The organism is Sphingomonas mali NBRC 15500 (assembly GCF_001598415.1).
Classification (GTDB): domain Bacteria; phylum Pseudomonadota; class Alphaproteobacteria; order Sphingomonadales; family Sphingomonadaceae; genus Sphingomonas; species Sphingomonas mali.
Genome location: NZ_BCYX01000005.1, coordinates 147,818 through 169,145, shown reverse-complemented (window position 1 = coordinate 169,145; position 21,328 = coordinate 147,818). Strand labels below are relative to the sequence as shown.

The window sequence follows — 21,328 nt, the reverse complement described above, 5'->3', positions numbered from 1 at the left end:
ATGCAGCAGAAGGGCACAGGTACGGCCAGCCCGTCTTAAGCCGACCACCGGAGTCTTGGCATGCCGGGCACCTGTCGACAACGCTCTACAAAAGGGATCGATATGGACAAGGTGCGCAAAGCGGTGTTTCCGATCGGCGGACTGGGGACGCGTTTCCTTCCCGCCACCAAGGCGATGCCGAAGGAAATGCTGCCGATCGTTGATCGCCCGCTGATCCAATATGCCGTCGACGAAGCACGCGAGGCGGGGATCGAGCAGTTCATCTTCGTAACGAGCCGCGGCAAGTCGCTGATCGAGGATCATTTCGATCATTCCTTCGAACTCGAAGAGATGATGGAGCGGCGCGGCAAGTCGCTCGACGCGCTTGTCGACACGCGGTTCGCGCCGGGTGACATCGCCATCGTACGTCAGCAGGAACCGCTTGGTCTCGGCCATGCGGTTTGGTGCGCGCGCCGCCTGGTCGGGGACGAGCCTTTTGCCGTGCTGCTGCCCGACGACCTGATGATCGGCCAGCCCGGCTGCCTGAAACAGATGGTCGAGGCCTATGCGCGGGTCGGCGGCAACCTCCTCTGCGCCGAAGAGGTGCCACACGACCGGACGAACAAATACGGCATCATCACGCCTGGCGCTGCCGACGGTACGCTGACCGAGGTTCGCGGCCTGGTGGAAAAGCCCGCGCCCGCCGAGGCTCCTTCGAATCTGGCGGTGATCGGGCGCTATATCCTGCAACCGGCGATCATGGACATCCTGGCGCAGCAGGAAGAAGGCGCCGGCGGGGAGATCCAGCTTACCGACGCGATGACACACCTCATCGGCCGCCAGCCGTTCCACGGCGTCACCTTCGCGGGCACGCGCTATGATTGCGGCGACAAGCACGGCTTCGTGAGCGCGACGATCGCCGTGGCGCTGTCACGGCCGGACATGGCGTCGGCGGTTCGCGACTGTCTGGCGGGAGCGTGAACCATATGGATGCAGCAACCCGGCCCCGCGTTCACCCGCGCCCGCCCGGCCCGGAATCGGATGTCGACGAATCGACCCTGATCGACTTGCGGCGTATCGGTCGCATCCTCCGCCGGCGCGCCCTGATCATTGCGATCATCCTGGTCTGCGCCGCGGTGATCGCGGTTATCGCTTATATGATGGTGCAGCGACGCTATGTCGCAACCGCGCAGGTGGCGCTCGAGCGTACCGCCGAAAAGGTCATCGCCGAGGATCAGGTGACGCCCACCGTCGATCCCGATTCGGCGGCGGTCGATACCGAGGTCCAGGCGCTGCAATCGCCGGCGCTGATCGGCCAGGTAGTCGACACGCTGCGGCTCGATCGAAACCCTGATTTCAACGGCCATCTCGCGCTTCCCGCGGCCGCAAACGCAAAGCCTGATCCGCTTGCGCGCGCACGCGCGATCGGCAACGTGTTCGGCAACCTGACGATCAAGCGCGATGGCATGTCCTACGCGATCAGCATCTCCTTTGAAGCAACCTCGCCGACGCTCGCCGCGCAAGTCGTGAACACGCTGGCGCGGACCTATGTCTCGGGCCAGGTCAATACGAAGTCCGGCGCGACCAAGCGCGCCAGCCAATTCCTCGAAGGACGGTTGCAGGAAATGCGCGGCCAGGTGCTGACGGCGGAAAAGGCGGTCGCCGATTTCCGCGCGGCAAACAACCTTTTCGCGGTATCAAACCAGAGTTCGACAAGCCAGTCGACAAGCCAGGAAGCCTTGTCCAACCTTTCTACCCAGCTCGCGCAGGCGCAGGCTGAAAGTGCCGCCGCGCAAGCGCGTCTGTCGACTGCTCGCGCACAACTCGCGCGCGGGAAGAGCGGCGACGAACTCGGCGAGTCGCTGGATTCGCCCGTTATCAGCGCGCTTCGCGGGCAGCGCGCCGAGATCGGCCGCGACGTTGCCAGCCTCGAAAAGCGATATGGCCCGCTTCATCCCGATCTCCAGCGGGCGCAGCGGGCGATGGCGAACACAGACGCGCAGATCGCCGCCGAGGTCAGCCGCATCGTCGCCAATACCTCGATCCAGGCCAATATCGCCAGCCAGCGTGCCGCGTCGCTCCAGGGATCGATCAACCGCGCCGAAGGTAAATTGGCAGCGGATAACAATGCCACGGTGAGGCTGAACGAACTGGAGCGCAACGCCGATTCGGCGCGCACGCTCTACCGCTCGTTCCTCGACCGCTATCGCCAGACGATAGCGCAGGCAGGCCTTGAGCAGAGCGACAGTTACATCGTCGCCGCGGCGCGCGTCCCGGCGTCGCCGAGCTCACCCAATTTGCTGATCTTCGGCGCGGCGGGATTGGTCGGCGGGATCGGTCTCGCGACGTTGGTCGTGCTGTTGCTCCAGCTACTCGAACGTGGCGTCGAGACAGGCGATGCGATCGAGCGGAAGCTCGGCTTGCCGGCACTGGCGTCGATCCCTGACGCCGCGACGCTGCCGGAATATAAAAAGAAGGGACTTCCCGCGCCGCCGATCGACCTCGTCGTGCAACGGCCGCAATCCTTGTTGGCCGAGGCCTTTCGCTCGCTCAGGACGTCAATCTCGTTCGCCCTTCCCCACCAGAAGCACCGCATCATTGCGATCGCCTCTTCGATACCCGGCGAAGGCAAGACGACGACCGCGATCTGCCTGGCGCGATCGGCCGCCGCTGCTGGCGTGAAGACGCTGCTCATCGATTGCGACCCGCGCCGCCGCGCCACGAGCCGACAGTTCGGCGGCAATGTGAAGGTTGGACTCAACGAGTTGCTGAGGGGAAGCGCGTCGCTCGATCAAGTCCTGGTCCAGGATCAGGCGACCGGCGCCTGGCTGCTGCCGCAGCGGGTCGATGCGGATGACCTGACCCTGACCGAAAGCGGGCGCTTCGCAACTTTGCTGGCGGAATTGCGCGAGCGGTTCGATCTGATCCTGCTCGACACGGCGCCATTGCTGGCGATCGACGAGGCGCGCGTCGTCGCCAGCATGGCCGATGGCGTCGTGTTCTTGCTGCGTTGGCGCAAAACGGCCGCGAAGGCCGCGGAAATCGCCCTCGACCGGCTCGCCGATGTCGACGCGAACGTGATCGGCGTCGCGCTGACTCAGGTCAACGTAGTCGAGCAGGCGCGGGCCGGGTTCGGCGATGCCGGCTATTATTACAAGGACGTTGAAAGCTACCACACTGCCTGAACGAGCCGCGACGTGAACGAAGCCACCAGTTTCGGCCCGTCCTTCGGGCTGCAGATCCTCGTTCCCGTCACGATGCTCCTGCTCGTGCCGCTCGCCATCGCCTATGTGCGGTCGGGCAGCACCGCGGCGCGTTTCGTGCTGGTCGCGCTCTGGCTGCGCTATATCGCCGGCGCCTATCATCTCTGGATGTTTCGCCCCATCGCCGCGGGCCTTTCCGGCAATGCGGTGGTGTCGATCGCGACCACCGGCATCGGGCTGCTGTTCGTGGTCCGCTTCGCCAATCTGGCGATTCGCTGGGTGGTGCCGGTTTATCTGATGATGGCGATCGTGCTGGTCAGCGCGATCCTCAACCATGATCCGAGCGGTGCGATCAACGCCGTCGTCAAATATCTCTATTTCCTGGTCATCGCGCTGGCCGTGCTTCAGGCGCACCGGCGCGATCCGGAAGGCCATTTCATCGGCTGGCTGATGGTCGCTTTCCTGCCGCTGACCGTGTTCCAGTTTCTGTCGGTCGTGCTCCATTTGCCCAAAGGGTCCGAACTCGACGGCGGACTGGTCTGGATAGGCGGCTACAATCATGAAGCAGCCTTTTCGGTCGCGCTTGTGGCGGGGTTCGTCGTCGGGTGCTTCGCCCGCGCCGCGCATCCCCTTCCCCGCGCAATTTTTCTATTGGCGATGCTCGTCGGCATCCAGCTCGCCGGCTATCGCACCGCCATCTTCGCCATGGGGCCGCTCGCGGTGGCGACGCTATGGATCAGCATCACCACCAGCGTGCGGCGCGACCAGCGTCCGTTCATGGCGGGGGTCGGTGCGGCGCTCGCGGTGATCCTGGTCGGCGTGGCGGTGGTCTTCTATGCCGACAAGTTCGCCGACATCGCGACCATCGCCGCGAATCCCGCCGCGCTGATCAAGCCCCCCGGCGAGTTTACCTGGGCCGACAAGCAGGTGTTGTCGGCACGCGCTTATATCTGGAGCAGCTACATCTACGCCTGGCTGGAAGGCGGCCCGGTCCAGCATCTGGTCGGATTCGGGCCGGAGAGCTGGGAGGGATTGTTCAAAGTCTATCCGCACAACACGCTGGTCGGCACAGCGTACGAACTCGGTCTCGTCGGCGTTCTCGGCATGCTGTCGCTGTGGCTGACGATGCTGTGGGTGGCGATAAATGCGAAGGGCGAGCGCCTGATGCTGATCGCGGCGCACGCTTCGTTCCTGCTGCTCAACATGGCGACGATGCCATTCTGGCAGGTCGAGGGGCTGGGTCTCTACGGCTTCCTGTGCGGCTATACGATGTATCGTGCGCGGGCCCTCGCCTCGCACCGGCGAGAGCCTATCGCCGTTCGATCAACGGATTGGCGCCCGGCACCATCCTGAAGCTGGGATTCTGTTCGAGAAAGGTGTCCACGGCGGTCCGGCAACCGGGATAATCGTGATAATCGTCGATGACGATCACGCCCTGCTCCGACAGTTTCGGCGCGACGGCGTTGAGGCAATAGAGCACTGGATCGTGCCAATCGCAGTCGATATGCGCGAAGGCGACACGCTCGACGTCGAGCGTGGGCCAGGTCTCCTCGAACAGACCCTTTGCCAGCCGGATCTGGCGGCCATCGACCGGCGCGTCGACGCTGGCGAGAACTTGGCCGACATGGTCGAGCAAGTCATCGCGATAGCCATAATAGACATCGCCGCCGATCCCGGTCGCCTCGCCGGCCGCGATCACGGCGTACCGTTCACGCGACTTGTCGTCGTCATATTCGGAAGTGGGCGGCGGAATGGTGGCGAAGACGTCCAGGCCGGTGAAGCGCGCCTCGGAGCGCCGCGCGGCCTGAGCGATCAACGCGGCGGTCCCGCCGAGCGCCACGCCGAATTCGAGATAGTCGCCGGGCACGCGACGCTGGCCGAGCCGGCGCAGCGCCGACTCGATCCGGACGAGCTTGACCGGGCGCAGATAGGTCAGCCCTTCGCGCCGCATGCGTTGTGCGACGGGGCTGAGGCGGAACAGCATCCAGCGGCGGACGATGCGGCTACGAAGCGACATGGCGCATTTCCTTTGTGGTGGTCGCGGCAAGCGCCATGTCGATCGCGGCCTCTCGCGACGTCGCGCGCGACAGGCCGGCATAGTCGGCGGTCCATTGATCGGCGAACCCGGCGACCTTGCCGTAGCTATTGTCGAGCAGCACGTGCGGGATATCGAGCAGGAGCGAAAGAATGTGCGCATGGAGCCGGTCCGTCACGACGGTCTCACCCTGGGCCAGCATGGCGAGGCCGCGCTTGACCCGCCACTCGGCGAGCACGCGCTGACGCAACAGCCGTCGCGCCTGCGGATCGCGCACCAGAAGCCGGCGGAGCTTCAGCTCCATCCGGATACGGTCCCGCGCTCGCTTATACTCCTCGAGCCAGTCGTCGGCGATCACGCCCGCCGGCGGCTCGGCATCGGCACCGTTGGCGCGTTCATGGTCGGTGCGCAGCAGCGCGAATACCGGCGCCACAGCGCGCGCGGGCCGGTGCAACCGGCCGAGCATCAGCGCGGCATCGGGGCACAGCTCGACCGCGCAATCGAAGCGTGCGCGGGCGAAGGCCAGCGACTTCGCGTCGCGGACGAGCAAGGTGAAGCGGCCATGGTCGCGGATCGCCGCGGCCATCTCGTCGGCGCGCTCAGGCGCGTCGTAATGGATCGACTGCGGCATCTGCACGATGGCGCGGTCGCGATGGCGCCGCAGCATCTGCAACCGGAACGCCTCATGCTTCGGCCACAGCGTCCCGAAATTGCCGCCGCCATGGATCAGGATCGTGCCGTCGCCGATCGCCGCCGCCATCGCGGCGTCGTCATGGTCGCCCAGCGCGGAGACATAAGCGGGCATCCGTCCGGCGCGCCGCAGATAGGCGATCTCGCCCAGCCAGATCGCCGAATCCCCGACATTGCTGTGATCGGGGAAATCGACCAGCGCGAGCTCCCCCGGAGGCAGGACGCGGTCGAGTGTCGCCGCGAAGCGATCGGCGAGCGTGGCGACGACGCGGTCGGCGCTTACGGGGGTCAAATGCGGGCCTTTCTCAAACGATAGGCACGACCCAGGATCATCGTGCGCCATTCGGGTCCAACCGCGAGAAGAACCGCGGCGTAAAGCGCGACGCCCAGCGGCACGAGCGTCGCGAGGGTGATGAATTTGCTCATCCCCGCCATCTCCAGCGCGCGCAGCCCGGCGAACAGCGCGACTCCCATGATGGTCGAGGCGGCAAGCGGCGCCCGCACTGCCGCGAACGTCGTCCCGGGGCCGATCCCCGATATGCGGTGCAGCAGCCAGATCTGAAACGGCAGCGTGAGATAGGCGCGCGCCACGTAGGAAATCGCCACCGCGAACAAGCCGTAAGGCAGCGACGCCAGGGTCAAGATGACGCCGAGCACGAGTTGCGCCGTGGACAGCATGATCAGGCTCCGCCCGGCGCCAAGCGCGGACAACGATGGCGAGGCGAAGAAGTTGAGCGTGAAGGGGAGCGCCATGAAGGCGAAAATCTGTGCCAGGGCGCCCGCCTCGGCCCATTTCGCGCCGAACACGAACGGCACCGCGATCGGCGCGAGCGCGCCGAAGCCGACAAGGGCTGGAAAGGAAATCGCGGCCGCCCGCCCGATCATCCAGCGATAGGCGCGGGCGAGTTGGACGGTGTCGTCCTTCACCCGCGCCAGCGTTTGCGTCGCGACCGTGGTGAAGGGCTGGATCGCGCCGCGAGCGATCAACTCCACGGTGCGCCACGCGGTGCGGTAGACGCCGACGGCGGCAAGGCCGATCCCCGCCCCGAGCGCCATCTCCTGGACGCGGACCGTCGCCAGGAAGATCAGCTGAACATAGATCAGACTGGCATTGAGCATCAAATTGCCACGCAGGATCGGCCATTCGAACCGCCATCCCGGAGTCCAGTCATACGACTGGCGTGAGAGGACAACGCCGACCGCTTCGGTCACCAGGCGCTGAATCACCAGCGCCCACAGCCCAAGCCCGTAAAAGGCGGCAAGCACGGCAGCCCCGCCGCCGATCACGCCGCCGACCACCGAGCGCAGCGCGGTCGTGCGATGCCCGAACTCGCGCAGGCGAAGCGCCATGTGGGTCACGCCGAGCGAGGAGAGAGGGAGGACCAGGCTCTGCACCGCGAGCGGCAGCGCGATGCCAGGCGCACCCATCAAATCGGCGATGGGGCGGGAAAGCAGGATGATGCTTACGCACGACAGCAAGGAGAAAGCTTGTTGCGAGCGGTAGATCGTGTCGAGGAACGCAGGGGTCAGCTCGCGACGCCGAGCGACCGTCTGGAGCAGGCCAGCGGTCGATATGATGCGGAAAGCCTCGGACGTGACCGCGATGACCGCGAACGCGCCGATCTCGGCACGCGACAGCAATCGCGCAAGCAGCACGAAAACGATGAACGACAGGACCTGATCGGACAGGAAGCGCACCAGCGTCCAGCCGATCGAGCTCTTGCTCCGCTTGCGGAGCTCGGTGTCGAAACGGGCTTGATCAATACCCAAGGAACCGCCTCGCCTTCATCATCCGCATGCGTGTGCGCTCCAGCTGACGCCAGGCGCGCTGGCGCAGCGTGTGGAACGCGGGATCGTTCTTCCCCGCAAACCGCGCCGCGCCGATCGCGGACGGCACGGTCGCTTCGAGGATCGGCGCCGGAAACAGCGCGAGATTGCGAACCCCGTGGGCCCAGGATCGATCCATCGCGTCGTCGATCGGCCGGCGAATGATGCGGCACTCGTCGATGAACGCGCGCGCGCCGGCAAGCGTGATGGCATAGCCCTGCGTGCCGTAGGCCGGGCCGATCAACTCCACCACGGTGCGCGAGTGCTGGAGGAAATCGGTCGCGACGATCCGCTGAAAGGTCGGCCGCTTCGCATAGAGCCGCAGGTAATCGAAACCGCGAGCGGCGAGGTCCGTCTCGGCGAGGCGCTCGATATAGGCCCAGTCGATGATCGTATCGTCCTCCAGGACGATGGCCTGCGTAATGTCGCGCGCGACCATCTCCTCCCAGATCGAGAAATGGCTCGCGTAACAGCCGATCTCGCCGCGGGTCAGGGTCCGGCCCTTGTTGCGCCGGACCGCCGCCTCATCGATCGCGAGGCTGTCGGGGCGCCCGGTGCAAGCGTCGAAGAACCGCCAGAACAAAGTGGTGTCGCGCGCGCGATCGGCGAATGCTGCGCGGCGCTCGCCGGCGTCGGCCAGCGACACCACGAAAAGCTCGGTCAGCGGGGGCGTGCCGGAGGCCTTCCCTCGCGAAACATGGTCTGGGTCCGACACCACGCGTTACGCAGAGATTATTTTGCAGTGCAGCGCAAGACGGCGCTGCGACGATCCGGGCGGCACGAGCGACGGGTCCAGAGTCATGAATCCGAGGCTTTCGCGTCGTCGGCATAAAGGGGCATTTCGCCTTCGCAAGTGCAGCAAGACATTGACGCTGGCCGCGTGCGCATGGAGGGCAGTGCGAATGCTTGACGTCAGACGAGGAGACGAGTCGTGACGCGTGTTGCGCTGAGCGTCATCGTGCCGGTGTGGAACGGCGAAGCGGTGATCGCGCGCTGCCTCGACGCGCTTGGGCGCCAGACGGTCGATCGTGCGCGCTATGAGATCATCGTGGTGGACAATGGATCGACCGATCGCACTGCCGAGATCGTCCGGGACTATCCCGGCGTGACTCTGCTCGCCGAGCCCCGGCCGGGATCCTATGCCGCGCGCAATACCGCCATCGCGCAGGTCGCGGCACCGATCATCGCGTTTACCGATGCCGATTGCGTGCCCGATGTCGACTGGCTCGCCACCGCCTTGGTCGGGGCCGAGGCGAATCCTGGCTTCGGCGTTCTGGCGGGCAAGATCGACCTGTTCGAAGAGGGCGTGTCGGGCGCACGGGTCTATGCGGACTATGAGAGGCTGTTCAGCTTTCCGCAGGCGCATGCGGCACGAGGGAATTGCGCGACCGCCAACTGGATCAGCCGCACGGACGTGTTGCGGGCGCTGGGCGGGTTCGACGCAAGTTTGAAATCGGGCGGCGACCGCCAGATGGCGTTGCGGATACGCGGCGCCGGCTACCCGCTCATCTACGTCCCCGACATGGTCGTGCGTCACCCGGTTCGCGCCGACCGCACCGAATTGGTGCGCAAGCGACGCCGGCTCAGCGGCGGCCGGTGGGATCGAACAAGCGCTACGCCCCGCCTGGCGCGGGTGCTGGGTGTTACCGCGGTCGACACCGTGCGCCGGCTGCGACGCGCGGCGATCTCGCGCGACTTGCCGCTCGGCCGGCGGCTGGCGGTGATGAAGCTGACCCTCGAGCTGGCGGGCGTCGCGACGCGCGAATTTCTGCGGCTAGCGGGCGGACGCGAGGCGGCGCGGGACTGATGGGAGAGGTCCGCTTCTCGGTGGTCGTGCCGCTATACAATAAGGCCGCGCATGTCCGCGACGCGATCGACAGCGTCCGCGCGCAATCCCACGCAGCGTACGAAATCATCGTGGTCGACAATCGCTCGACCGATGGCAGCCGGGAGATCGTCGCCGCGATCGACGATCCGCGCATTCGCCTGCACGATCTCGCGACACCGGGGCCGGGCGGCTATGCCGGGCGCAATATCGGAATCGAGGTCGCGCGGGGCGAATGGATCGCGTTTCTCGACGCCGACGATCTGTGGGCCCAGGACCATCTGGCGCTGTTGGCGCAGACTATCGCCGAGGACCCCGGTGTCGCCGCGGTTGCGACCCGGTTCGATCATGTGTTCGCGGACCGCCGTCAGCCGCAGCGCATTTCGCCCCGGCTCGAAAGACCCGTCACACTCGATTTCGCCGGCTTCCTCGAAAGCTGGCTGGCGGTACGCGAATGTCCGATGTGGACCGGCGCGATCGCTATACGCCGGACGGCCATCCTGGCGGCCGGCGGATTCCCCCACGGCAAGGCCGTGCGTGGCGGCGACAAGGACCTGTGGTTGCGCGTCCTCAGCAAGGGCCGGTTGCGATATTCTCCCGTGATCAGCGCCGACTTTCATCGCGACTCCGAGAACAAGGTCAGCAAGTCGACCACGACGCTCGATCTGCCTCTCATCGTGACGACGGTGCGCACCATGATCCCGGATGCGGCCCGGCGCGAAGCCGCGCTGCTGCGGCGACTGGCGAACCAGGAGATCGCGCATTACGCGCGCTATGCGATGAAACATCCGGGCCGGACCGCGATCCGCACACGCGACGTCTATCTGCCCGAGGGATGGACGACCGCGGCGCTGGTGCTCGCCGCCCGCGCGATCCCGGCGGCGCTCCGGCAACGCGGATATGAGCTGCGCACCCGATGGAGCGCGCAGGCTTGACGATCCTTGCCAATATCGGGCGCCTGATGATTGCCGGCGCGGCAGTCGCGGCGTGGCTCGCCATCCTCGGGACATGGCTTCCGAGCCTGGACGTGCTCGCGTCGTTCCTGCCGTTTTTTGCCGTGGCACTGGCGGTCGGCCTCATCATCGCGCGGCGACGCGTTCGCTGGACCTTGCCGCTCGCGGCGATCGGGATCGTACCGATGGCGATGGCGGCGACGCCGGAAATCGTCCGGACGATCCCGGCCGCGCCCACGGGGGCGCGCGAATTGCGCGTGCTGACTCATAATGTCTGGGTCGACAACGCGTCCCCCGCCGCAACCGGCGCGGCGATCGCGCGGGCAGATGCCGACGTCGTGCTGTTGCAGGAGACGGCGCGCGCACGCGACGCGCTGGTTGCCGCGACCGCACAACGCTTTCCCTATCGCACGGCGTGTCCCCGCGGCGGATGCGGCCTTACTATCCTGTCGCGCTGGCCGATCCGGGCGTCGGGCTATTTCCTGAAGGATGCGCGTGGGAAGCGGTTTGGACCGCCGCTGCTCTGGGCCGAAATCGCTGTACCGGGGGGCGCACCCGTGACAGTCGCTACGCTGCATTATCCGCGGCCATTTCCCGGCAGCCGGCAGGTTGCAGCACGTGCCGCGCTCGCCGCCGCCCTCGCGCGCGTCGACCGCGGCGGCCTCGTCATTGGAGGCGATATGAACTTGACGCCATGGAGCGCGGGGATGCGCGCGCAGGATGCGGCGCTCGCACCACTGACACGGATGACGCGTGCGGTCTGGAGCTGGCCGCGGCCCCTGCCCTTCCTGCCGATCGACCAGCTCTATGCCGGCCCGGCCTGGGGCCTGGTGCGCGTCGATCGCCTGGCGGCGACCGGCTCCGACCATTTCCCCATTCTCGTGACGCTGGGTCGCCGATGACGCCTCGCGTGATCCTGCTGGCCGGCATGATCAATGCCGCGATTACCGGTACCGCTTTCGCGCAGGTATCGGATGCGACCGATAGCGTCGGCCAGGCACCGCCGTCGAGCGCGTTCGGCCGCGACCGCAACGTCAGCGTCATGGAGCGTGAACATCCCGAATACGACCCGGTCCCGATCCATGTCGGTATCCTCGAGCTCACGCCGTCGATGGCGATCGGCACGGGGTATGACGACAATCTGTACGCGGTGAACGCGCCGCGCATCGGCGACGCCTATCTCCATATCGTCCCGCGGCTGAAGATCGTCCGCCCGTCGCCCAATCTGAAGCTGACCCTGAACGGCGAGTTCGATCTGACGCGCTACGCATCGCGTATCAGCGAAAACCAGACCAATTACCGCCTCGACGGCGGTGCCCATTATGTCATCAGCAATGACACGACGCTCGATCTGACCGGGCTCTACGGCCGCTTTGCCCAAGAGCGTACCGAGCCCGATTCTCCGGCGCTTGTGCAGCGTCCGATCCGCTTCACGATCAGCGAAGCGACCGGAACAGTGACGCATGTCTTCAACCGATTGCGCGTGCGCGGCGTGCTGGACGTCGAAAACCGCAACTATCGGGACGGTCGCGATGCACTGGGCAACGTCGTCGATGAGGATTTTCGCGACCGAACAACGGTGACCGGCACCGGGATCGTTGAATATGCGCTCAGCCCGAGCATTTCGCTGTTCGGCGCGGGGTCTTACAACATCCGCGACTACCGTACCCGGATCGGGCCGGTTCCGGCACGCGACTCGCAGGGTTACGAGGCCGCGGTCGGATCGAGTTTCGAACTCGGCGCCAAAATCCGCGGGTCGCTGCGCCTGGGCTATCTTGAGCAGAAGTATCGCGAGCCGTTCTTTGCCGACATCCGCGGCATGCTGGTGCGCGGCGATGTCGAATATTTCCTGACGCCGCTCGTCACGCTCACCGGGACAATCGATCGCCGCGTCAACGAGACCGGGATTCTCGGCGCCGCGGGCTACCTGTCGACCACCATGACGCTCCGCGCCGACTATGAACTGCTGCGCAATTTGATCCTGAGCGCGAGCGTCGAAAAGGAAGCGCGCAACTTCAACAATATCGATCGCGACGACGACCGCTGGACCTATCGCGCGTCCGGGACCTACCGGCTGAGCCCGCGGGTAGCGCTTCGCGCGGACGTGTTGCGTCGCAGCCAGTCGAGCGTCGGTACTGTGCTCGGTCGCGAATTCGAGAAGATGCGCGTGTCGTTCGGCGTAACTCTGTCAGGCTTGTAAGGCACCGACGACGGCCGGCTGCGCCTTTTCCCGCCGCTGGCCGGGATAGGCATCGGCGCAGGCCGCCAACAACGCCTCGGGCGCCATGCGGTTGATATAGCCGTCCGATCCCTGGTCAGAGATGAGCTTGGCCGGAATCCCGACGACCACGCCGCGATCGGGTACATCCCGGGTGACGACGGCATTGACGCCAATCGCCGCCTCTTCGCCGACATTGATGCCGCCGATGATCTTCGCGCCCGACCCCAAGAAGCTGCGGTCGCCGATCACCGGCGCGCCCTTACGCGCGCCGCGGTTCATATAGCCGAGCACGACGCCATGGGTCAGGTTGACGTTGCTTCCCAGCACTGCATCGCCGTGGATGTAGAAACCGCCGAAGCGATTGAGGAACAGCCCCGGGCCGATCTCGGTATATTCGGGGATCGCGAAGCCATATTTGTACCGCGCGCGAAGGAGCATCAGCTTTGCGAGCGGATAGAGGCCGAACGCCTTGGCCGGCTTGCGCTTCAGCCACCCGCAGGTGCGCATCAGTACGGTATATTTGTATCCCGGCGTGAAGGCATAATGCCGCACGAAGCTCTTCAGATCGACCCGGCCGGCATAGCGGTAGAGGTCGGCGGCAAGCAGCGCCTTGAGCTTCGTGAAGCTGACTGCACAGCCGCGCAGATGCGGCTCACCCGTTTCCTCCATCAGAAATAGCGCTCGGAGAATCGCACCGTGTCGCCGGGCATGATGGCGAAGTCCGCGGTCAGCGGATATTCGGTTTCGCCCGCCTCGCCCGCGCGCTTGACGAACACCTTCTTCTGGTTGGCGCGATAGGTGAAGCCATCCGCCTTCGCGACCGCCCCGCGGATCGTGAGGCCCGGCGTATAGGGATATTCGCCGGGCTTCTGCACCTCGCCCAGAACGTAGATGGGGCGGAAAGTCAGCACTTCGACCGCGACCTTGGGATTGAGCAGATAGCCCGCGCCAAGCTTGGCCTCAAGCGCGCCCGCCAGCGCGGCCGGGTCGAGCCCCGCGGCCTGCACGTCGCCGATCAGCGGGAAAGCGACGGTACCGGCGGGTGTCACCTGAAACTCGCCGGTCAGCGTCGGCTCGCCATAGGTCGTCACCTTGACCTTATCGCCTGGCGCCAGCTTCATCGCGTCGGCCGCGGGCGGCGGACCGCCGCCGGCGACCGGGGTCTGCCCGACACAGGCAGACAGAAAAAGAAGGGCCAGAGCGAGCAGAAGCTTCATCGCGCGATTCCTGAAGACAGGGGATAGGGAGACGCGGGCGAGCCGCTGGTTCGAGGGGGTTTCAACGCGGCGTCGATACGCCGCCAATAATGTTCGGTCGCCTGGGCGACTCCATAATCGAGCGAGCGTCGACGAGCGGCATCGGCCGCGGCGGCACGGCGCGGTTCGCTCGCGACCTCGCGCAAGGCCGATGCGAAGGCGGCAACGTCGTTCGGCGGCACCAGCGCGCCTGCGGGAACCGGGCGTGCGTCGACGACCGATTCCCGCGGCAGACCGGCGAGGATCTCCGACGGTCCCGATGCGCAATTGGTGGCGACCACCGGCAATCCGCAGGCCATCGCCTCGACCAGGCCGTTGGGAAAGCCCTCGGCATTGGAGGGCATCGCGAACAGGCGCGCGCGTGCCAGCACCGCGAAGGGATTGGCGACGAAACCGGGTAGCGACACGCGCTCCGTCAGGCCCTTTGCCGCGATCTGCGCTTCCAGCGACGCGCGCTCGGGCCCCTCTCCCATGATGACCAACCGATGCGGCAGGCCGGACGCGGCGAACGCATCGACGAGCAGCGCGAAATTCTTGTTTGGAACGAGCCTGCCGGCCGCCACCATATAGTCGCCGTCGATCGCCAATGCGCTGGGCGCGGCGGCCTGAGCGGCGATGGCGTCATGGTCGACCGGGTTGGCGATCGCGCTTACGCGGTCGCGGGCGACCCCGAAATTTTCGACCAGATCGTCGACTACACCATTCGACACCGCGACGATGTGCCGTGCGCGTGGGTAGGCGAAGCGCACCATCGCCCGCGCCGCCATGGCGCCCACGCCGCTGCCCAGATGCGCGCTGGTATTGACCCGCTCGCTGATCAGCCAGGGCCGTCCGCGCCCGGCCATCGCTACGGCGGTCGCCACATTGGCACGAGTCAGGAAGGCAAAGGCGGCGTCAGGGTTCAGGCGGCCGACCAGCCGACGCAACTGGGCGATGCTCGCGCCCAAGCGGTGCCGCGCGTCGAGCTGAGTGAGAGTGATCCACTCCGGAACGGCGTAAGCACGCGGCTCATCGTCGAGCAGCGCGAGATGGATATCGTATCGATCCCGCCACGGCGCCGACGCGCCAAGGATCGTCGTGAGCACACGTTCCGCCCCGCCGCCGGCGAGCGAATTGATGACGAACAGGATCGTCGCCTTTGCGGCCATGTATCCTCACGTTCGGCGCTACCACCGGTTACCGTCAGGAAGCATAGCATGCGCGTCTGCTGCGATGCACCATTCCGGGGGTTGCCCGTCGCTGGGAGCGGGCGGCCCGTCGCTACATGAGGATGAGATCATAGGGATGGAGCGCGACGACGTCGTGCAAGACGATCGTGCTCGCGCCGACATGAATCGAGAGTCCGTCAGCCGTGAGCGTCGTCGTGTAGTTTCCAGCCGCGGCGCCGAATCCCGACAGATCGATCCGATCACCCTGGGCGGACGAGAAATCGAGAATGTCGTCCTTTCCCGATCCGGGCGCGAAGACGAAGTGATCGGCACCGGCGCCGCCGATCAGAGTGTCGTGGCCGCCGCCGCCGATGAGCACGTCATTGCCCGCGCCGCCGTCGATCCGGTCGTCCCCTCCGACGACGCCGACCGCCATGATGGCGCCGTCGCCGTACAGCACGTCGTCGCCGTCATTGCCGTACAGCGTGTCGCCCCCACCGACCGAGGTGCCGGTCATCGTGAGGGCATCGCCGTAAAGAACGTCGTTGCCGGTGCCGCCCGACAGATTGTCGACCCCACCATGCGCGGTGCCGCTCATCGTCTCAGCGTCGCCGAACAGCAGGTCGCTGCCGTCGCCGCCGCGAAGTATATCGCGCGCGCCGGTCGTGCTCAGCCAATTGATGTCGCCGATCAGGCGATCATCGCCGGTGCCGCCGTCGAGCGTATCGGGCTGCCACCCGCCTAGCAGCATGTCGTTGCCATCGCCGCCGTTCAGCGCATCGCTGCCGTTGCCGCCCTGGAGCGAATCGTCGCCGCCACCGCCATTCAGCGTGTCGTTGCCGTCAAGTCCCAGCAGTATGTCGTGACCGATCCCGCCGGTGATGATGTTGGCGAGCGCATTGCCGGTGCCGGCGAAATCGCCGAGGCCGATATGGGTCAAGTTCTCCAGATTAGGGCCAAGCGCGTATTTATCGAGCGTCGTCGCGACGTGATCCGTGCCGACCGATGCCGATTCGGCGATCGTATCCTTCGAAGAATCGATGAAATAATGGTCGTTAGCGGCCGTCCCGACGAAGTGATCCGTGGATACGACGTAGACCGCAGCGCCGATCGGCGTCGCAGTTGCCGGATCGCTGGTCGACCACCCCGCCGAATTGCCGCCAGCCGACGCGACGACGCTTTCCGTAAGCGTCGGCAGCCCCTCCAGGGCGAGCAAGGTATCGGAGGTCATCAGGATCGAGTCCGCCGCATGGACGACCTGCACCCCGTCGAGCAGCAGCGTACCTTCGGACGAGAAGACCTTGGTGCGCGATCCGGCATCGGTGAAAGTGCCGTCGATGATCGTGACATGCGCGCCGGCCGCGATCCAGCCCTGGTTCTGCTCGGACGATCCGCCGCGCCAGACCGGATTCAGCCCAACCGAGTGGGACATCGTGATGTCGCCCCAGAGCCGATAGTTGCGCGCATTCTCCGACGCGACCGCGCCGACCAGCACGGTGTCGGTGGATTTCAGGTCATAGCCGCCGTCGCTATTGCCAGTGGCGACGGTATTTTCGAACCGCACACTGTAGACTCCGCGTTCAGTCGCGAAGCCGTCGCCGTTCAGATAGGTGCTGCCGCTGCCGACGCTTTGGACATTGGCCATCGTCGTGTCGCGGATCACGACATCGTGGACCGTACCGTCGAGATGGATACCCTCGGGCAGATCGTCGCCGACCTCGCCCGCCATGTCGCCGCGGACGTTCTCGATCAGGACGCCATGCGTGTCATATTGCAGCCGGATCGCCTCGCGCGAGAAGCCGGTGACCGCGACATCGCGAATCGTGAGGCCGGTGATCGATGCGGTGCCGCTGCTCGCCAGGTCCTCGAAAAAGCGTCGGGCGTTGTGGACATCGACGTGCTGGATCGTGACGTCGGCGATGTCCGCGCTGGCCCGGAAGGCAGTCCCGACATTGCTGACGTCGATATCCTGAAACGACAGGTGGTTCGCGCCGCTGCCCATCTTGAACAGCTCGTTCCCGGCCGCGTCCCCGGCGTGCCAATCGGCAGGGCGGGTCCCGTTGAACTGCGCCGCCATGGCATTGCCGAGATGGTCGATGCCACGGATCGTGACCGGCAGGCCGTCCGCGCCGCCGTGCGAAACGGGAATGGTCCCCGCAATCTGGTAGGTGCCAGCGTCGGCGATCAGCAGTACTTCGCCGCCCGCGCCGGCCTTGACGATCTGAGCATCGAGCGCCCCGATCGGCGCGGCGTTTTCCAAACTCGATCCGGATTTGTCTCCTGCCCCGGTCGGCGAAATGTAACGCGTACCCATAGCCCACCCGCATTGCGACCGGGCACCGCGCATCGCGCCACCCTTTCCAGATTTTACGAAATGCGGAACGCTCGGCCCTCGGCCGCTTCAGTCCGCCGCTTGCGAGGCTCTGTCTGCCATGGCGCGCGTGCTCAAAGGCTCAACAGGCATTATTAGCGGGTCGCTAAGCATGAAGGAGACGCGCGATGGACTTCTCGAGACGCAGCCTGTTGGGCGGTGCGCTCGCGGCGGTGCCGGCAGGGTCGCTCGGCGCGATAACGCCATCCGATCCGTCGCGCCCGCCTTTTCATATCGCGCAGGAAGGCGCCGGCGTGTGGCGGTTCCGCAGCTGGACGTGGACTGCGGGGGCGTGGCGCCCGCTGACCGGCCGGATCACTGTCGAGCGCGCGGGGCTTCAGGTTTCGGGCAGGCCCGATCCGCGCGACGCGCGCGCGCTTCAGGCCGCGCTTGGCCGGATCGTGCGTGACCGTTCGGGCTGAAGCGCGCGATACAGGCCGAGCGTCTCCACCGCGGCCTTGTCCCAGGAGAAGCGCGTGCGTACCGCGTTTGCGTCGGCGCGCAGCGAGGCGGGATCGGCCGTCAGCATAGAAGCGAGACGATCGACGTTGCCCACCGGAAAATAGTTCGCCGCAGGCAAGCCGATATCGCGGTTGGCGGGAATGTCGCTCAGCACCATCGCCGCGCCCTCGCCCGCGGCCTCGAGCGCGGCGATCGGCAGGCCCTCGTGATAGGACGGCATCACGAACATCGCCGCCCGGCGATAGAGTGTCGCGAGCACGTTGCGCGATTGCACGCCCGCGAAGATCACATCCGGTCCCGCTTCGGCGACCAGGTCGCGGGCATAGGGACTGTCGTGATCCGCGCCGCCGACGATTACCAATTTGTACCCCGTGCGCGATGTGCGGTGCGCGGCGATCAGGTCGTGGAGACCCTTTTCCGGCACCAGCCGCCCGACCGCGAGCAGGAAAGGTGCGTCGCCGATCCCGAGCCCCGAAAGTATCTCGTTGGCATCGCCAGCCGCGAACAATTCGGGCGCACCGTTGGGAATATAGTGGATCGCGTTGGCCTTTCGCGGAAAGGCCAGCCGCAACTGCTCGGCAAGCGATGGCGAGATCGCAACGATCTGGTCCGCCCAGCCGAGCGCCGCACGCTCGCCCGCCCGCAATACGGCTTTTGCGAACCGGCCCCATTTGGCGCGATCATAGTCGGTGCCGTGATGAGTCACGACCACACGCAGTCCCAGCAGCCGCGCGAGCGGAGTCAGGATCGCGGGCCCGATCGCATGGATGTGGAGCACTTCCGCGCCGCGCCGCTTGGCGGCGACTATCGCGAACAATGTCGAAAGGATCGTCTCGAAATGCTTCGATTGTGGACAGCGCAGTCCGACGATCTCGACACCGCGCCACGTTCGCCGCCGCTCCGGTAAATAGGGCGCGCGGCCGAGTACGACGATCGGCTGTTCGGGCGCGAGTGCCGCAATGCGGGGCAGCAACTCTTCGCAGTGGCTTTCGATGCCGCCCATCACGTCGGGAAAGCCCCGCAGTCCGGTGACACAGATCGGCGGCGTGGTGGAGGCCATGTCCGGCGCTCCTATTGCAACTCGGGGATTTTGATCGCCTCGGGATGGATCACTGGCTCGCCATCGCCGGGCCGTCCGACACTGCGATAGATGAAGCCCGCTGCGGTGAGATCGTCGGCGCGGTAGATGTTGCGCAGGTCGACCAGCACCGGCGCCGCCATCACTGCCTTCAACCGCGCGAAGTCGAGCGCGCGGAAGGCATCCCATTCGGTGACGATGACGATCGCCGACGCGCCTTCCGCCACGGCATAGGCGGAATCCGTATAGGCTATTTCGCCCAGCAGCGGCGCCGCCGCCGCCATCCCTTCCGGATCATAAGCGCGCACGCTCGCACCGGCATCCCGCAACGCCTGGACGATCGCGATTGCGGGCGCGTCGCGCATGTCGTCCGTGTTGGGCTTGAAGGTCAGGCCGAGCACGCCGATGGTCTTGCCGCGCACGTCGCCGCCGGCCGCCGCGATCACCTTTCGCGCCATTGCGCGCTTGCGGACGTCGTTGACCGCGACGGTCGTCTCGATCAGCCGCAACGGGCTGTCGTGATCCTGGGCAGTCTTGACCAGCGCCAGCGTATCCTTGGGGAAGCACGATCCGCCATAGCCGGGGCCGGCATGGAGGAACTTCCCGCCGATCCGGTTGTCGAGGCCGATGCCCCGCGCGACGTCCTGAACGTCCGCCCCCACTTTCTCGCACAGGTCAGCAATCTCGTTGATGAAGGTGATCTTCATCGCGAGAAACGCGTTGGCGGCATATTTGATCAGCTCGCTGGTGCGACGGCGGGTGAACAGCAGCGGCGACTTGTTGAGATAGAGCGGACGATAGACCGCCTCCATCGGCGCGCGGGCGCGCTCGTCCTCGATACCGACGACGATGCGGTCGGGGCGCTTGAAGTCCTCGATCGCGGCGCCCTCGCGCAGGAACTCGGGATTGGAGGCTACGGCGAAATCGGCGTCCGGGTTGGCCTCGCGGATGATGCGCTCCACTTCGTCGCCGGTGCCGACCGGAACCGTCGATTTGGTGACGATCACGGTGAAGCCATCGAGCGCCCGCGCGATCTCGTGCGCCGCAGCATAAACATAGGACAAATCGGCATGGCCATCGCCACGTCGGGTGGGCGTGCCGACGCCGATGAACACGACATCGGCAGCGGCCACCGGCGCGGCGAGTTCGGTCGTGAACGACAGCCGGCCTGCGGCAACGTTCTTGGCGACGAGCCGGTCGAGCCCGGGCTCATAGATCGGGATTCCGCCAGCCTTCAGCTTGGCGATCTTCGCCTCGTCGCTGTCGACACAGACGACGTCATGGCCGAAATCGGCGAAGCACGCGCCCGAGACAAGTCCCACATAGCCCGAACCGATCATCACGATGCGCATCAGCTTTCTCGCCTCTTCTTAACGATATGCTGCACATGCGAAGGGGAGTGCGCCGGCGTCAACGGTCAGACGACGAACGGTGTATGAGGTCGGTTGGCGCACAAAACCTCGATCACGCCGTCCCGGCTATTTGCCCTAGGCGTCCATCTGACGCTGATTGAACTTCCGGCTGAGTAGGATTAAATCCTACTGGAAAGGACCTCGCCATGCGTTCGACCCAACAGTTCAGTGTGACATTGCCCAACGAGATGGCGGCTCTTGTCCGTGCCAAGGTCGCATCGGGCGAATATGCCAGCGAGAGCGAAGTTATCCGCGAAGGTCTGCGAGCGTTGAATGCGCGCGAGCGCGCATTGGATGACTGGCTCCGACAACAGGCTTTGCCTGCCTATGATGCCTATCGCGCCGATCCCTCTCGCGGAATGTCCCTGGACGACGTTCGCGCATCAATCGGTAAACGCGACGTCTGATTGCGGCCTTCTGACCGAGGGTGGCCCACCACATTGTCTTTACGCCCGAGGCGCGCGACCAACTAGACCATCTGCACAGCTACATTGCATCGGCGGCCGACGCCGAGATCGCGATGCGGTTTGCGGACGGGATTCTCGACCATATCGCCACGTTGAGCGAATTTCCCGAGCGAGGAACGCCGCGGGACGATCTGCGACCGGGAATGCGTACACTGGCTTGGCGACGCCGGGTAACAATAGCATTCGTGGTTGAAGAGCGCGACGTGGTCGTCATCGGCATTTTCTATGGTGGGCGGGATTTCGAGACCTTGTTGAGAGAGGACTGATGTGTCTCGAAGGGGGCATTCAAAGCATCCCGCGTCTGGCGGCCGCTGCGAAGAGGGCTTGTCAATCGGATGACCGATCGCAAATGTATGGCGATGCGTTGTCACGGACCGCTCATCGCCCACCCAGATAGTCGC

At 65.7% G+C, this 21,328-nt stretch carries 20 protein-coding genes; 10 read left to right on the top strand and 10 right to left on the bottom strand.

Going from position 1 to position 21,328, the window contains the following annotated elements; all coding sequences use genetic code 11:
- Positions 1-102: 102 nt before the first annotated feature.
- Genes galU through SMA01S_RS06645 form a run of 3 tightly spaced genes read left to right on the top strand, consistent with a single transcriptional unit; the run spans position 103 to position 4,535 of the window.
- A complete protein-coding gene (gene galU, locus SMA01S_RS06655) occupies positions 103-960 on the top strand; it encodes a UTP--glucose-1-phosphate uridylyltransferase GalU (RefSeq protein WP_066819585.1) in 858 nt (285 codons plus the stop codon).
- Between the two features lie 5 nt (positions 961-965).
- Positions 966-3,164, top strand: coding sequence for a GumC family protein (locus SMA01S_RS06650; protein WP_066819584.1), 2,199 nt, complete (start codon positions 966-968; stop codon positions 3,162-3,164).
- Between the two features lie 12 nt (positions 3,165-3,176).
- Positions 3,177-4,535, top strand: coding sequence for an O-antigen ligase family protein (locus tag SMA01S_RS06645; protein ID WP_066819581.1), 1,359 nt, complete (start codon positions 3,177-3,179; stop codon positions 4,533-4,535).
- Here SMA01S_RS06645 and SMA01S_RS06640 read toward each other — a convergent pair.
- Genes SMA01S_RS06640 through SMA01S_RS06625 form a run of 4 tightly spaced genes read right to left on the bottom strand, consistent with a single transcriptional unit; the run spans position 4,492 to position 8,452 of the window.
- Positions 4,492-5,199, bottom strand: coding sequence for a TylF/MycF/NovP-related O-methyltransferase (locus SMA01S_RS06640; protein WP_066819580.1), 708 nt, complete (start codon positions 5,197-5,199; stop codon positions 4,492-4,494). The genes SMA01S_RS06645 and SMA01S_RS06640 overlap by 44 nt on opposite strands.
- Complete coding sequence (locus SMA01S_RS06635; protein WP_066819578.1) at positions 5,186-6,199, bottom strand: polysaccharide pyruvyl transferase family protein; 1,014 nt, start codon at positions 6,197-6,199, stop codon at positions 5,186-5,188. The genes SMA01S_RS06640 and SMA01S_RS06635 overlap by 14 nt, the downstream gene beginning before the upstream one ends.
- The gene (locus SMA01S_RS06630) at positions 6,196-7,677 is read right to left on the bottom strand and encodes an oligosaccharide flippase family protein (RefSeq protein ID WP_066819576.1); all 1,482 of its coding nucleotides are present in this window, start codon (positions 7,675-7,677) and stop codon (positions 6,196-6,198) included. Before SMA01S_RS06630 ends, SMA01S_RS06635 begins: the two co-directional genes overlap by 4 nt.
- Positions 7,667-8,452, bottom strand: coding sequence for a glycosyltransferase family 25 protein (locus tag SMA01S_RS06625; protein ID WP_245649184.1), 786 nt, complete (start codon positions 8,450-8,452; stop codon positions 7,667-7,669). Before SMA01S_RS06625 ends, SMA01S_RS06630 begins: the two co-directional genes overlap by 11 nt.
- A 213-nt stretch (positions 8,453-8,665) precedes the next feature.
- On the opposite strand from SMA01S_RS06625, the gene SMA01S_RS06620 reads away from it, so the two are divergent.
- Genes SMA01S_RS06620 through SMA01S_RS06605 form a run of 4 tightly spaced genes read left to right on the top strand, consistent with a single transcriptional unit; the run spans position 8,666 to position 12,712 of the window.
- Positions 8,666-9,541: a glycosyltransferase family 2 protein gene (locus SMA01S_RS06620; RefSeq protein ID WP_066819574.1), complete on the top strand. Its 876-nt coding sequence runs from the start codon at positions 8,666-8,668 to the stop codon at positions 9,539-9,541.
- Entirely contained in the window at positions 9,541-10,494 is a 954-nt protein-coding gene (locus SMA01S_RS06615) for a glycosyltransferase family 2 protein (protein ID WP_066819572.1), read from the top strand. Before SMA01S_RS06620 ends, SMA01S_RS06615 begins: the two co-directional genes overlap by 1 nt.
- On the top strand, positions 10,491-11,414 hold the full coding sequence (locus tag SMA01S_RS06610; protein WP_169804207.1) for an endonuclease/exonuclease/phosphatase family protein: 924 nt from the start codon (positions 10,491-10,493) through the stop codon (positions 11,412-11,414). Before SMA01S_RS06615 ends, SMA01S_RS06610 begins: the two co-directional genes overlap by 4 nt.
- Complete coding sequence (locus tag SMA01S_RS06605) at positions 11,411-12,712, top strand: outer membrane beta-barrel protein (protein ID WP_066819568.1); 1,302 nt, start codon at positions 11,411-11,413, stop codon at positions 12,710-12,712. The genes SMA01S_RS06610 and SMA01S_RS06605 overlap by 4 nt, the downstream gene beginning before the upstream one ends.
- Here SMA01S_RS06605 and SMA01S_RS06600 read toward each other — a convergent pair.
- From SMA01S_RS06600 to SMA01S_RS06585, 4 genes are all read right to left on the bottom strand, one after another.
- Positions 12,701-13,402, bottom strand: coding sequence for a serine O-acetyltransferase (locus tag SMA01S_RS06600; RefSeq protein ID WP_066819566.1), 702 nt, complete (start codon positions 13,400-13,402; stop codon positions 12,701-12,703). The genes SMA01S_RS06605 and SMA01S_RS06600 overlap by 12 nt on opposite strands.
- Entirely contained in the window at positions 13,402-13,950 is a 549-nt protein-coding gene (locus SMA01S_RS06595) for a polysaccharide biosynthesis/export family protein (RefSeq protein WP_066819564.1), read from the bottom strand. The genes SMA01S_RS06600 and SMA01S_RS06595 overlap by 1 nt, the downstream gene beginning before the upstream one ends.
- The gene (locus tag SMA01S_RS06590; protein WP_066819562.1) at positions 13,947-15,137 is read right to left on the bottom strand and encodes a glycosyltransferase; all 1,191 of its coding nucleotides are present in this window, start codon (positions 15,135-15,137) and stop codon (positions 13,947-13,949) included. Before SMA01S_RS06590 ends, SMA01S_RS06595 begins: the two co-directional genes overlap by 4 nt.
- 112 nt (positions 15,138-15,249) lie before the next feature.
- The gene (locus SMA01S_RS06585) at positions 15,250-17,451 is read right to left on the bottom strand and encodes a calcium-binding protein (RefSeq protein WP_169804206.1); all 2,202 of its coding nucleotides are present in this window, start codon (positions 17,449-17,451) and stop codon (positions 15,250-15,252) included.
- 185 nt (positions 17,452-17,636) lie between these two features.
- On the opposite strand from SMA01S_RS06585, the gene SMA01S_RS06580 reads away from it, so the two are divergent.
- A complete protein-coding gene (locus SMA01S_RS06580) occupies positions 17,637-17,930 on the top strand; it encodes a hypothetical protein (RefSeq protein ID WP_066819560.1) in 294 nt (97 codons plus the stop codon).
- Here SMA01S_RS06580 and SMA01S_RS06575 read toward each other — a convergent pair.
- Together SMA01S_RS06575 and SMA01S_RS06570 are read right to left on the bottom strand one after the other, a co-directional pair.
- Positions 17,888-19,030, bottom strand: a complete 1,143-nt coding sequence (locus SMA01S_RS06575; RefSeq protein WP_084250144.1) for a glycosyltransferase family 4 protein — start codon at positions 19,028-19,030, stop codon at positions 17,888-17,890. The genes SMA01S_RS06580 and SMA01S_RS06575 overlap by 43 nt on opposite strands.
- Positions 19,031-19,041: 11 nt before the next feature.
- The gene (locus SMA01S_RS06570) at positions 19,042-20,400 is read right to left on the bottom strand and encodes a UDP-glucose dehydrogenase family protein (RefSeq protein ID WP_066819559.1); all 1,359 of its coding nucleotides are present in this window, start codon (positions 20,398-20,400) and stop codon (positions 19,042-19,044) included.
- Positions 20,401-20,606: 206 nt separating this feature from the next.
- On the opposite strand from SMA01S_RS06570, the gene SMA01S_RS06565 reads away from it, so the two are divergent.
- Both SMA01S_RS06565 and SMA01S_RS06560 read left to right on the top strand, forming a co-directional pair.
- On the top strand, positions 20,607-20,867 hold the full coding sequence (locus SMA01S_RS06565) for a type II toxin-antitoxin system ParD family antitoxin (protein ID WP_066819558.1): 261 nt from the start codon (positions 20,607-20,609) through the stop codon (positions 20,865-20,867).
- 20 nt (positions 20,868-20,887) lie between these two features.
- Complete coding sequence (locus SMA01S_RS06560) at positions 20,888-21,193, top strand: type II toxin-antitoxin system RelE/ParE family toxin (protein ID WP_066819556.1); 306 nt, start codon at positions 20,888-20,890, stop codon at positions 21,191-21,193.
- The last annotated feature ends 135 nt before the right edge of the window (positions 21,194-21,328 follow it).

Coding starts and splice junctions, on each gene's coding strand:
- galU (WP_066819585.1), top strand. CDS start 103: ATGGACAAGGTGCGCAAAGCGGTGTTTCCGATCGGCGGACTGGGGACG.
- SMA01S_RS06650 (WP_066819584.1), top strand. CDS start 966: ATGGATGCAGCAACCCGGCCCCGCGTTCACCCGCGCCCGCCCGGCCCG.
- SMA01S_RS06640 (WP_066819580.1), bottom strand. CDS start 5,199: ATGTCGCTTCGTAGCCGCATCGTCCGCCGCTGGATGCTGTTCCGCCTC.
- SMA01S_RS06615 (WP_066819572.1), top strand. CDS start 9,541: ATGGGAGAGGTCCGCTTCTCGGTGGTCGTGCCGCTATACAATAAGGCC.
- SMA01S_RS06605 (WP_066819568.1), top strand. CDS start 11,411: ATGACGCCTCGCGTGATCCTGCTGGCCGGCATGATCAATGCCGCGATT.
- SMA01S_RS06600 (WP_066819566.1), bottom strand. CDS start 13,402: ATGGAGGAAACGGGTGAGCCGCATCTGCGCGGCTGTGCAGTCAGCTTC.
- SMA01S_RS06595 (WP_066819564.1), bottom strand. CDS start 13,950: ATGAAGCTTCTGCTCGCTCTGGCCCTTCTTTTTCTGTCTGCCTGTGTC.
- SMA01S_RS06590 (WP_066819562.1), bottom strand. CDS start 15,137: ATGGCCGCAAAGGCGACGATCCTGTTCGTCATCAATTCGCTCGCCGGC.
- SMA01S_RS06585 (WP_169804206.1), bottom strand. CDS start 17,451: ATGGGTACGCGTTACATTTCGCCGACCGGGGCAGGAGACAAATCCGGA.
- SMA01S_RS06580 (WP_066819560.1), top strand. CDS start 17,637: ATGGACTTCTCGAGACGCAGCCTGTTGGGCGGTGCGCTCGCGGCGGTG.
- SMA01S_RS06575 (WP_084250144.1), bottom strand. CDS start 19,030: ATGGCCTCCACCACGCCGCCGATCTGTGTCACCGGACTGCGGGGCTTT.
- SMA01S_RS06570 (WP_066819559.1), bottom strand. CDS start 20,400: ATGCGCATCGTGATGATCGGTTCGGGCTATGTGGGACTTGTCTCGGGC.
- SMA01S_RS06565 (WP_066819558.1), top strand. CDS start 20,607: ATGCGTTCGACCCAACAGTTCAGTGTGACATTGCCCAACGAGATGGCG.